Source organism: Frankia sp. Mgl5, from assembly GCF_023242985.1.
GTDB lineage: Bacteria > Actinomycetota > Actinomycetes > Frankiales > Frankiaceae > Parafrankia > Parafrankia soli.
The window spans coordinates 1-10819 of sequence record NZ_JALKFY010000670.1 but is presented as its reverse complement, the minus strand read 5'-3'; the positions used below and the strand labels follow the sequence as shown (position 1 = coordinate 10819).

Genomic DNA, 10819 nt, shown 5'->3' with positions numbered 1-10819 from the left:
GGGCCTGTCATCAAAGATTCTGAGGTACGCGCTCGAGGCAGCAGGACAGGATTCCTCAGGACCTCCGCGCCACACTGGCCTACGGGCTCGCAGGCACCACAGAAGGACGACGTCGGACCGGACGGCACCAACATCCTCATCAGGACAGGGTGCCGGCGCAAGCCGGCATGGTCACTGGCCTGCGACTTCTTCACCGTGGACACCGCGTTCCTCCAACGGATCTACGTGTTCTTCGTCGTCGAACACGCCACCCGCCACGTCCATGTCCTCGGGGTCACGAAGCAGCCGACCGCAGCGTGGGTCGCCCAGCGGGCCAGGAACCTGCTGATGGACCTCGAGGAGCGAAGCCACCGGTTCCGGTTCCTCATCCGTGACCGCGACGCGAAATTCACGGCTTCCTTCGACGCTGTCTTCACCGGAGCCGGCATCGACGTGGTACACACACCCCCGCAAGCCCCGCAGGCGAACGCGATCGCGGAACGCTGGGTCGGCACCGCCCGCCGCGAATGCACCGACCGACTACTGATCGTCTCCGAACGGCACCTGACATCGTCCTTACCGGCTACGTCGAGCATTTCAACACTCACCGGCCCCACCGCTCCCTCGGCCAGCACCCACCCGACTCGTCACTCGTGGTCGCCCCGACGTCGGAGTCCACCGTCCGTCGCACACGCATCCTTGGCGGGCTGATCAGCGAATATCGCAACGCCGCCTGACACCTCCCGCAGAAGATCGCATCAACCACAAAAGGCCAGCTCACAGGCCAAATCGGGATTCTGGAGCCCCACAGGCTTGACGCTCGGCTGGCCTGGCGCCGTCACCGGCGCCGGTGACGTGGAGCCGGGGTGATCGGGGAGTAGCGTGGCAGAGACGGTAGGCGCCACTTTGTGGTGGGATGACCCGCCCGATAGGCTGACTGCAACGCCTACCTGCCGAAGCCGCCGGGCCGTCGGTGCCGACCTCATGACTTGCGGAGCGATGATGGGATGGGACTTCAAGTCGGTGGCGCCTGACGCGGAAGAGGGCCGTCAGGTAGCCGATCTCAGGATGGACCGGCCGACACCGGCGCGCATGTACGACTACTTTCTCGGGGGCAAGGACAACTTCGAGGTCGACCGCGAGGCTGCTGCTGCCGTCGACGCCGCCCTCGGTAAGACGGTGACGTTTGACGTCGTCTGGGAGAACCGGCGCTTCCTGCAGCGGGCGACCCGTTGGCTCGCGAACGCCGGTGTCGACCAGTTTCTCGACATCGGCACCGGCCTGCCGACCCAGGGGAATGTGCACGAGATAGCCCAGCAGGTCAACCCGGACGCGCACGTCGTCTACGTAGACAACGACCCGATCGTGCTCGCTCACGGCCGCGCGCTGCTGGCGACGAACAAGACGACGACAATCATCACCGCGGACGCACGTGAACCCGCGGGGATCCTCGCGCATCCGGACACGAACGCGCTCATCGACTTTTCGCGACCCGTCGCCGTTCTAGCGGTTGCCTTGTTCCATTTCATTACGGATGAGGAGAACCCCGCCGGTCTTCTCGCCGAATTTATGGACGCCGTTCCATCGGGTTCCTACCTGGCGCTATCCCATCTGACAACGGATGGGCCGCCGGCTGAAGGTGTCGCCCGGACGGAGGCGGCATATGAGAAGGCGACGTCGCCTATAGTATTCCGGCCGCGTATCACGATCGAGAATTTCTTCTCCGGGCTGGATCTGGTCGAACCCGGTATCGTTCGACCATGGCAGTGGCACCCGGGAGACGACGGCAGCCCTGAGACTGACTGGCTGTTCGCGGGAGTAGCGCGCAAGCCTTGACGGCGGCTCCGCCGGACGCGACACCAGTCCGAGCGATGTCCGGGCAGCGGCCGCGGCCGCTGTCTTGGCCAGGCGTCCCCCTGTGGGGTGCCAGAACTCGGACACTGGCCTTGACCTGGGCTTTTAAACGGCGCTCCCGTCTTCGCCGCTGGGGTGGTCTGGCCGGTCAGGACGGCGCGAGCGGCCGCTTCGGCGTCCAGGGTGTCGGTCTTGTCGCGGCGCCGGCGAGCGGAGCGGTATGGCAGTCTCGGGTGACGGCCTGTCGAGGCACTCCCGGCAGTGCCGGAGCGGCTCCTCGCGCACCGTTCCGGCCGGCGCTTCCGGCAACAGACCTCCTCGGCAAGCGAGGCGGTGAGCGTTTCCCCATCCCCGACCGTGCACTCCTGGAATCCCAGGAAATCCCGAACCTGGGCGCGGTGGTACTCGGCGTCCCGTCCCTGCCGCGGCGCCGAGTATGGCGGAGGGCACCTGTGGGCTGTCCTGGCCGAGGACGCGCGGCACTACAACGGACGGCGGTCCCGCCGCGGGCCGCGGCCGGCCGTGCTCGGTCCACGCCTTGATGTCGTCCGCCGACCATGCCCAGATGTTCCCGATCTTCTGCTTCGGCGCCGGGTACCCACCGGTGCCGCGGCCGTCCTGTGGTTGATCAAGGGTGTTGCGGTGAAGGTGGTCGGCGACACGGATTCGGTGTCGCTGGTGAAGGAGCCGGCGCGGTGGTTACTCTCGCCGCGTCGTCCTTCGCGCGGGCGATGCTGACCCGGCCACTGTCAGGCAGATCGGTGGCCGGGTCTCCCTCCTCAGCCGCCGATCGGCAGGGGGTTGAGCGGCGACACGGTCGGCGGTGGCGCTCAATTCGACTCCGGGCCGGTAGCCTGCCGCTGTCCTCGGGACACACGCGGTGTGGCCCCACCTGCTACCCCCCTTGCGGGTGGGGCTACGCCGTGTCCAGGGTCAGGGCAGGCGGCGCGACATGCAGATCGATGCCTGCCGTGTGTAGGGCCTGGGTGAAGTCCTCCAGCCACTGCAGTGCGGCGGGCAGCGGATCGGTGCCGGCGTACGTGTAGACGGTCCACATGCGCTGGTTGCAGAAGACGGTGTCGTCCTTCGCTTGGTCGCGTCGCCAGACCTCGGCGATCGGTGCGAGTGTGGGCAGCTCGTCCAGGATGCTCTGCACCTTGGCGCGTGCCTGGTCGCGGGTCAGCCCGCCCAGTCCGTACATGGGGCGGAGCAGGTGGTCTTCCATCGCGATCTCGACCTGCATGAAGTTCCAGGCCGTCTCCGGCATCGGGGTGTTCCGCTGCGGGTCTGGTGCCACGAGGAAAGAGTAGCGGGTCTGTTACGCACCGAGACCGATGTGTGTGGCGCCCTGACGTGTATGTCAGGGCGCCGGCGCTCCGGGGCTGCCGTTCAGCGCTTGATCTAGCCAGACCCCGACCATTCAAGATCCGTGCCTGAACAGGAGGCTTACAGAGACACGCCGGTCAGTGGCGGTCGCGCCGGTCCCGCTCGGCGTCGTAGCTGACGAGGCCACCCGCGAGAACTGGACGTCGTCGGCCAGGCCCCGGCCTGCCGCCCTGAACGTCCACCCACCGCACCGAGTCCAGCCCCAGATTTAACACAGGCGAAGCCTGGCTTCAATTTTCGGCGAATCGGGGCATGCGAATCTGGCATGCACGGCATCCGGGTCAGCCCACGCCGGCGGGGTAGCTCGGCACGTGCTCGACATCCTCGAAAGGCGGTGTTCCCATGGTTTATGTCGTCAACATAGCCGCGCCGATCGACGAGATTCCTACCATGGAGGAAACCGATGCGATGCTGAACAAGCTGTGCCAGCTCCCGCGTACCACGGACACGACCACGATGATCGATGATCTTCTGGAGTTCCGTTCGCTACTCGACGCAACGCGTTGACAGTGCGCGCCGAGTAGCGAACGAAAACCGGGCCGCGCACCGGCAAGATCATATTCCCGTGGGTGCGTTTGTCTGTCTGGTAGGCGGATGGTTACTGCTGGGAGCCGAACCGCTGGCCCTGGCCGCGCACGGCTGCGGCTTGCGGCCGACCCCGTCGAGGACGGGCTACGGCTTGCGGGCGACCCCGCCGAAGATGTGGAGTGGCTGCGGTTCCGACCCGGGCGGGGGCCGCCAGAGGGGCGTTGAGACCACGCCTGGCTCGACGAGGTCGAGGCCGTCGAAGAAGGACGCGACTTGCTCAGGGGTACGCAGGTTGTCAGGGCCCCGGCAAGTTTGCTGAGGCGTAGGTGGTGGGTCTGGTCTGGTGTTTCTGGTGGGGCCGTGTAGCGGGGTGCGGGCACGTGGCCGGGGGTCTCACAGGCGCGGGCACGACACCTGAAGATCATGGAGGTTCCTACACCATCATGATCGACCCGAGGTGTCGTGCCCGCCGTACCAGTATCACCGCCTGTTCTTGTTCTCGATCAGCTGGCTGCCGCCGTCATCGACGGCCATCACCAGCTGTCGTCGGTGTCGGGTCTCCTGGCGGCTTTCGGCCGAGTCCCGGACCCGCGGAAACCCCGAGGAAAACGGCACAGCCTGGCCGTGGTGCTGACCCTGGCGACGTGCGCGGTACTCGCCGGCGCGCGGTCGTTCACCGCGATCGGTGAGTGGGCCGCCGACGCCGGCCCGGTGGTCGCTGACCTGCTCGGAATCGTCCGGGTCCCCGACACCTCAACGTTCCGCCGGGTGTTCGCCGCCTTGGACGCTGACGCGCTGGACACAGCGCTGGGAGCGTGGGCCGCCGCGGCGACCAGCCCGGAAACGGGGACGCGGCGGCGGATCGCGGTCGACGGCAAGACCCTGCGTGGCTCCCGCACCGGCGAGGTCACCGGTCGGCATCTGCTCGCCGCGCTCGACCATCACACCGGTGTCGTGCTCGGCCAGGTCGCGGTGGACGCGAAGACGAACGAGATCCCCGCGCTGCCTGTCCTGCTCGCCGACCTCGACCTGACCGGCGTGATCGTCACGGCGGACGCGTTGCATACCCAGACCGAGACCGCCCGCTGGCTGGTCGGCCGCGGAGCGCACTACCTGCTGACGGTAAAGGCGAACCAGCCCAGCCTGTATGCCCAGCTCGCGGCCCTGCCCTGGGGTCAGGTGAAGACCACCGCGCGCACCGTCGAGCGTGGCCACGGCCGCCGCGAGCGGCGCACCGTGAAAGCCACCGAGGTCCGCGCCGGACTGCTGTTCCCGCACGCCGTGCAGGCGGTACGGATCACCCGCCGACGTCAGCCCCTCACCGGCGGACCCGCCGAGACCGAGGTCGCCTACCTGATCACCAGCGTGGCGACCCACCAGGCCAGCCCGACCCAGCTCGCCGCGCTCACCCGGGACCACTGGCTGGTCGAGAACCGGCTGCACTGGGTCCGCGACGTCACCTTCGGTGAGGACCTCAGCCAGGTCCGGACCGGCAACGCGCCCCAGACCATGGCCAGCCTGCGCAACCTCGCGATCACGATCCTGCGCCTGACCGGTGCCACGAACATCGCCGCGGGAATCCGCTATCACGCCCGCCGCCCCGAACGCCCACTAGAGACGATCATGAAGCTTGCTTGCTAACCGACAACTTTGCCGAGGCCCTGCGCAGGTTGTAGGGGTGCCCGTCTGCCTGGGTGATCTCGATTGCCTTGTCTACGGCCTCGCCGTGGGTGCCGTCGTTGAGTGCGAGGTAGCTTCCCGGCGGCACCTCGTCGAGTAGCCGTTTCACGATCTTTTTCGCCTCGTCGGTGTCGGCGACGTTCCCCATGATGCCGAACATCACCAGAGCGACCGGCCTGGTGAAGTCCAACAGCTCGGCCGTCTCCGTGAGAATCCTGTCGGGGTCGCGTACGTCGGCGTCGATGTAAGCGGTGGCGCCGCCGGGTGCGCTGGTCAGCAGCGCGCGGGCGTGCACCAGCACCAGAGGATCGTTGTCGACGTAGGTGATGCGGGAGTCCGGGGCGATCCGCTGCGCGACTTCATGGGTGTTGTCGGCGGTCGGCAGGCCGGTGCCGATGTCCAGGAACTGGCGGATGCCCACCTCGCGGGCAAGGAAGGTGATCGCTCGGACCAGGAACTCCCGCTGCGCGCGGGCGACCCGCACGATGTCCGGGTAGACCTCGAAGACCTTGTCTCCCAGCTCCCGGTCGGCGGGAAAGTTGTCCTTCCCCCCGAGCCAGTAGTTCCAGACCCGAGCGGAGTGCGGCACGCTCATGTCCACCCGGGACCATGCGCTCTGCGCCGGCTCGTCCGCACCCATACTGACCATCATGCACCCCGGGGTGCACCCGGATTTACCCCGCAGCCGGAAGGCCAACCGCCGGTGTCCGAAGTCCGGAAATTTGTTGTCCGCTCGGCGCCCGGTGCCTGGGAATCGGTGTCTGGCCGCGTCGCTCGGCGCCGGTGGCCCGCACTACTCCCGGTGGAGAGGGTCGGGTGGTGCTTCCTGCGGCGCCGCTTCGGGCGGGGCACAGGCGTGTATCCAGGCCTCGGCCAGGGCTCTGTCCGGAACGGCTGATCCGTGCCCGGCGGAACTCGTAGACCTGCGAGGCCGCGGTTCCGGAACGAGTGCGTTCCGAAAACGGGGGTGCCGTCGGCGGGTTCCTCGTGAGACGGCACCACCAGATGATCTACAACTGGTGCGGGAGGGGTGAGGCCGTCATGGTGATCACAATGATGCCCGGACGATTCGGAATACACGGGGCTCTGCCTCCCTTCCTCGGGAGGGGAGAAGGATGCCTCTGGCAGTTGACGTCAGGGCGAGACGCGGGGCCTCTGACCTCCTCCCGCGGTCGGCCCCGCCGGCCGCCTCCACTGCTGACAGGCCGTCACCCGACACGGCCCTGCGGACCTCTGCACCCCTACGCATGCCACCGGCCGGCGCTCAGCCTCTGGACCGCATCGGCGCTGGCCTGGGAGCTGGCCGGGCGGCTAGGTTGGGCCTATGACGTCGTCGCTCGAGGTCACGACTTTCCTGGACGCCCTGCTGGGAGGACGTGCGTTCCTGGAGGATGTCGATGGCTGGGTGGACCGGTGGCACAAGGCCGGCGGCGCGCCGGCTGGTCGTCCCGTCGCGCTGCACGACTACCTGGGTCTTGGACCCATCGAGTACGCCCTGTGGGTGGAGCGGCCGAGTTCGTTACGGTTCGTCGTAGAGGCGCGTAGGGCCGGTCGACGGGTCGATGACATCACCGGACTCGCCTCGATCGCGGTGGAGGAGGCCAACGACGACGCGGAGGCACAGAGACTGGTCGCGTGGTTACGTGCGACGCGCCGGATTCCCACCGACCACACTGGCTGATCGCAGCGGGAACCACCCACCAATCACGGTATCGATCCAGAACCTCGACGACGATGCCGACGCACCTTGGCAGCCGCGACCGGTAAGCCGGGTCACCTCCGGTGTGGGTAACGCGGGGCGGGGCCGCCTTCGCACCGCAGTACTGCATAAGAGAGGGAACGTCTCGCCTTACCACGTTCGCGCGGTAAGGTTGCCCTCGTGACCGGTCCAGATCCCCTGCTGAGTCTCCGGCAGATGGCGGGAATCGCCGGGATCAAACCAGACACGATGCGGGAGTATTGTAGGTTCTCATCTCTTCTGTCCCGCGACGACTCGACGAGCAGGCCGTTCGCGAGCCTTCTCGGCTATCTGTCCATCCTTCTTCTCACCGATCTGTCATTTCCCTACGGTCAGAATGTGAGCCTGGCGAGGGTACTCTACGGCCTGCGATCGTTGGCGCGACGGCCCGGAGGCTGCGGCCAGCTTGGATCTCGACCGACTGGCCGGCTCCGCTCATCACCCCTACACCCGCCCAGCCCTGGCCGAGATCAAACTAATCATTGTTTTTGCGCTGGAAGCTACGGGCGGGCTGAAACGCGGCCGGTGCCGGCCGGGGGTTTGCTCGTTGGGTGTATTCAGGCTAGGAGCGGTCGGGGTGGTGGGTGGAGGTGGGTATTTCGGGCTTGTAGACGACCAGCCTGCCAGCTCGTTCTCGTTTGGCTGTGTACATGGCCAGGTCGGCCTGGTGGAGCAGGATGTCGGAGGTGGCGGGTCGGATGGTGGTGCCGTCGAGGGTGACCAGGCCGAGGCTGGCGCGGGGGGTGTAGGGCTGCCCCGCCAGCAGGCAGGGGGTCTGGATGGCGGTGGCGAGTCGTTCGCCGATGTGGCGGGGGTCGTCGGGGCCGCCGCCGTCGAGGATGATGGCGAACTCGTCGCCGCCGAGGCGGGCGACGGTGTCGATCGCGCGGGTTTCCGCGCGCAGCCGGTCGGCGCTGATCTGGAGGAGTTCGTCCCCGGCGGCGTGGCCGAACGTGTCGTTCACCCACTTGAACCTGTCAAGGTCCAGGAACAGCACGGACAGCAGCGTACCGTCACCGCTTTCGTCGCTGGCGGTATCGCGGGTGAGTGCCCGCTGTAGTCGCCGGGTGAACAGTGCCCGGTTCGCCAGGCCGGTCAGCGGGTCGTGGAACGCTTGGTGGTGCAGTTGCCGTTCGCGTGCCCGGATCTCGGCGAGCAGCCAGGTGTTCTCGGCGAGGGTGACCATCTGGCGGACCAGGGCCACCAGCAGTGTGATCATGCCGTAGGTCTCGAACCGGTCGAGGCGGGCACCGGTGGTCAGCTTGCCCAGGATCAGCAGGCCCGCGGCGGTGAGCGCGGCGTAGGGCAGCGCGGCGTGTGCCCACATCACCCGCGGGCTGGGCGGGGCGGGGCCCTCGGGGGGCGCGGGGGTCGGGACCGGGACGAACGCGGCGAGGAAGACCAGCAGGAAGGCGAGAGCGAACCCGATCAGGCCCCAGGGCGGCAGGTGGAACCCGTACTTCGCGGCGACGTAGGACATGATGTTGCTGGTGAGTCCGTAGGCCAGCAGGCCGGTGCCCAGCAGTGCCAGCGTCGCCGGGGCGCGCGGGCGGCGGAAGCTGGCGATCAGCACGACCGCGGTGGCGAGGATCAGACCGGCACCCTGATGGGTCAAAGCGAACCGAAACGGCCTGAGGTCGGGGCCCGTCCGCACGATCGCGGCGAGCACCGTCCCCCACTGCAGCAGGACGAGCGAACCAACGATCAGCAGGCTATCTAGCAGGGTGATCGCATACCAGCGGTAGGCACCGTGCCACCGCCTGCCGGCGCTCCCGCCCCGACCGTCCACCGGGTCGGTGGGCACGGACAGCAGCCCGGCCAGGGCCACCCCGTAGAAACCGAGGAAGAGGGCATGCCCCAGGGACATACCTTGCCGGTGGGGCAGGTCCCCGGCCAGCAACGTCGGTGCCACCGCGAGGCTGGCGAGCATCGCACCGGCTGAGCTGAGACCGACGAGCACCCGCCAGCGACGCTCCGCCCCCTGCACCCGCCGGGCGGTCCCGAAACAGGCGGCCGCAGCGAGGAACTGGGCGGCGGTGGAGACGAGATGTGTGGCGGCGCGGGCGGAGAGCAGGTCCAGCAGCACCGCGAAGGCGACATCCAGCCCAAGCAGGATCAAGGCGGCGACGACGGCGCACCGCAACAACTGTGGCGCGCGACCCGCACCGGTCGGACGCCACAGGCTGTGCGCAGTGCCGACGGCACTGCAGAATCCGGACATCGTCTACATCCCGCAGGGCAGCGTATCGAAATCGCTTGGATTCGGATAGTTATGATCCGGCGGGTCCGCGCAGGAGGGTTCCGTCACGGCGTACGCCGCGACGGCACGGGACACCGAGACCGGGACAAACCGTGGGAGCCTGCACCCGCTGGGACCCCCACCAGCCAGGACCTGCCGATTAATTACTTCGGCTTTTGATGTTGATTTTGTCGATCAGGTTGGCGAGGTCGGTGGACGTCCAGGGCGACGACCTTGCCGCGGCGCAGTGCTCCGGCGTAGGCAATGAGCAGCAGCACCCGGTCGCGCAGGCCGGCGAGCCGCACTGCCGGTCCACCGAGGTCCATAGCGTCGATCATCGTGCGGATATCGCAGGTCAGGATCGGGGTGACTGGCCGGGCGCGACGCTGTAGGTACGGCGAATCCCGTTCCACACCGCGGCGACCTCCGGCACCCGGTTCGGCAGCGGATCGACGCCAGCGGCGAACGTCGGACCCGCGCGCTCATCGGAGCCCACTTGCAATGCGGGCCACGTCCCCACAGACACCAGGCCACTGACCCCGTCGCCATGTCCACGTCCCCGGCCCCACCGTCGGCCCTGGATCCGCCGTGAACGTCCGATCCCGCGCCGCGGTGGCCGTGGGGTGGGATGGCGGATCAGCCACCGTCAGCCGGTGCGCATCGGTCTGGCCGCATCCCACCCGCGTCCCAGAACGACCGACGGTAACGGAAAGTAACCGCCGCTGGGGGTGGTGTCGTGACCGCGGATCCTGGCTCAGGTGCCCGAAGACGACACCCCACCCATGATCGTTCCCTGCACAAAATTGCCGAATGCGCTCACAATGCGCTCACAAGCCAATTTCGATCTTGAATAGATGATCTTTGACTCTGCAAAACCGCAGGTCAGGGGCCATCTGTCTGGAGCCGGCGAGGGGACTCGAACCCCTAGCCGCTCGATTACAAGACGGATTATCCCGTATCTCAACATGCCGGAAAATGCCGCGCCGTGCCGCAAAATCCGAGGTCGGGGCGATTTCCGTGCCGGAACGTGCCGGCACATGCCGCGCCGTGCCGGGACATCCGCGCGCACAATGCGCACACACGTCGCCGGCGACCCCTCGACATAACAGTCATACCAGCCGATACCGGACACCAAAAGCGTGCTGGTTACGGAGGGTGGCCGATCGTGAATCAGAAGGCGTTGGACTGGCCTGTCCGGGACGGATCCAACCGGCGACCGTGCGCGGGCCGGGTGGTATCGACGGTTACTGGTTGCACTCGTCGTCGGCGCCGTCTACGTGCGAAGACCAGGAGGGGGACCGCCGGTGCCACGCCTTCCGCGTCACGCTCAGATGCGGCCGGAACCCGTCAACCTGATCGAGGCAAGATCTTGTAGGAACTACTGAGCTGGTCGTTCCGTGTCGGCGGTTGGCTGG

The 10819-nt window shown here is 67.5% G+C and carries 8 protein-coding genes and 2 pseudogenes; 5 read left to right on the top strand and 5 right to left on the bottom strand.

What is annotated here, in order from left to right; translation table 11 throughout:
- Positions 1-716, top strand: a pseudogene (locus tag MXD62_RS22305) (integrase core domain-containing protein); the annotation flags it as partial.
- Positions 717-978: 262 nt separating this feature from the next.
- Entirely contained in the window at positions 979-1815 is an 837-nt protein-coding gene (locus MXD62_RS22300; RefSeq protein WP_248831430.1) for an SAM-dependent methyltransferase, read from the top strand.
- Between the two features lie 934 nt (positions 1816-2749).
- On the opposite strand, the gene MXD62_RS22295 is transcribed toward MXD62_RS22300, so the two are convergent.
- Positions 2750-3100 carry a hypothetical protein gene (locus MXD62_RS22295; RefSeq protein WP_248831429.1) on the bottom strand — a complete coding sequence of 117 codons (351 nt, stop codon included), beginning with the start codon at positions 3098-3100 and terminating at the stop codon, positions 2750-2752.
- A gap of 461 nt (positions 3101-3561) precedes the next feature.
- On the opposite strand from MXD62_RS22295, the gene MXD62_RS22290 reads away from it, so the two are divergent.
- Positions 3562-3726, top strand: coding sequence for a hypothetical protein (locus MXD62_RS22290; protein WP_248831428.1), 165 nt, complete (start codon positions 3562-3564; stop codon positions 3724-3726).
- 165 nt (positions 3727-3891) lie between these two features.
- Here MXD62_RS22290 and MXD62_RS22285 read toward each other — a convergent pair.
- A pseudogene (locus MXD62_RS22285) lies at positions 3892-4047 on the bottom strand (SAM-dependent methyltransferase); the annotation flags it as partial.
- A 222-nt stretch (positions 4048-4269) separates the two neighbouring features.
- Between MXD62_RS22285 and MXD62_RS22280 the strand changes: the two are divergent.
- Entirely contained in the window at positions 4270-5388 is a 1119-nt protein-coding gene (locus MXD62_RS22280) for an ISAs1 family transposase (RefSeq protein WP_368862435.1), read from the top strand.
- On the opposite strand, the gene MXD62_RS22275 is transcribed toward MXD62_RS22280, so the two are convergent.
- Positions 5369-6076 carry an SAM-dependent methyltransferase gene (locus tag MXD62_RS22275; RefSeq protein WP_248831431.1) on the bottom strand — a complete coding sequence of 236 codons (708 nt, stop codon included), beginning with the start codon at positions 6074-6076 and terminating at the stop codon, positions 5369-5371. The two genes, MXD62_RS22280 and MXD62_RS22275, sit on opposite strands and share 20 nt — an antisense overlap.
- Positions 6077-6751: 675 nt before the next feature.
- Here MXD62_RS22275 and MXD62_RS22270 point away from each other — a divergent pair.
- Positions 6752-7108, top strand: coding sequence for a hypothetical protein (locus tag MXD62_RS22270; RefSeq protein ID WP_248831426.1), 357 nt, complete (start codon positions 6752-6754; stop codon positions 7106-7108).
- A 619-nt stretch (positions 7109-7727) separates the two neighbouring features.
- Here MXD62_RS22270 and MXD62_RS22265 read toward each other — a convergent pair.
- Complete coding sequence (locus MXD62_RS22265) at positions 7728-9386, bottom strand: GGDEF domain-containing protein (protein ID WP_248831425.1); 1659 nt, start codon at positions 9384-9386, stop codon at positions 7728-7730.
- 182 nt (positions 9387-9568) lie between these two features.
- Positions 9569-9817 carry a hypothetical protein gene (locus tag MXD62_RS22260; RefSeq protein ID WP_248831424.1) on the bottom strand — a complete coding sequence of 83 codons (249 nt, stop codon included), beginning with the start codon at positions 9815-9817 and terminating at the stop codon, positions 9569-9571.
- Positions 9818-10819: the final 1002 nt, after the last annotated feature.

What these genes read in the sequence shown, in the direction of transcription:
- MXD62_RS22300 (WP_248831430.1), top strand. Translation starts at nt 979, where the DNA reads ATGATGGGATGGGACTTCAAGTCGGTGGCGCCTGACGCGGAAGAGGGC.
- MXD62_RS22295 (WP_248831429.1), bottom strand. Translation starts at nt 3,100, where the DNA reads ATGCCGGAGACGGCCTGGAACTTCATGCAGGTCGAGATCGCGATGGAA.
- MXD62_RS22290 (WP_248831428.1), top strand. Translation starts at nt 3,562, where the DNA reads ATGGTTTATGTCGTCAACATAGCCGCGCCGATCGACGAGATTCCTACC.
- MXD62_RS22275 (WP_248831431.1), bottom strand. Translation starts at nt 6,076, where the DNA reads ATGGTCAGTATGGGTGCGGACGAGCCGGCGCAGAGCGCATGGTCCCGG.
- MXD62_RS22270 (WP_248831426.1), top strand. Translation starts at nt 6,752, where the DNA reads ATGACGTCGTCGCTCGAGGTCACGACTTTCCTGGACGCCCTGCTGGGA.
- MXD62_RS22265 (WP_248831425.1), bottom strand. Translation starts at nt 9,386, where the DNA reads ATGTCCGGATTCTGCAGTGCCGTCGGCACTGCGCACAGCCTGTGGCGT.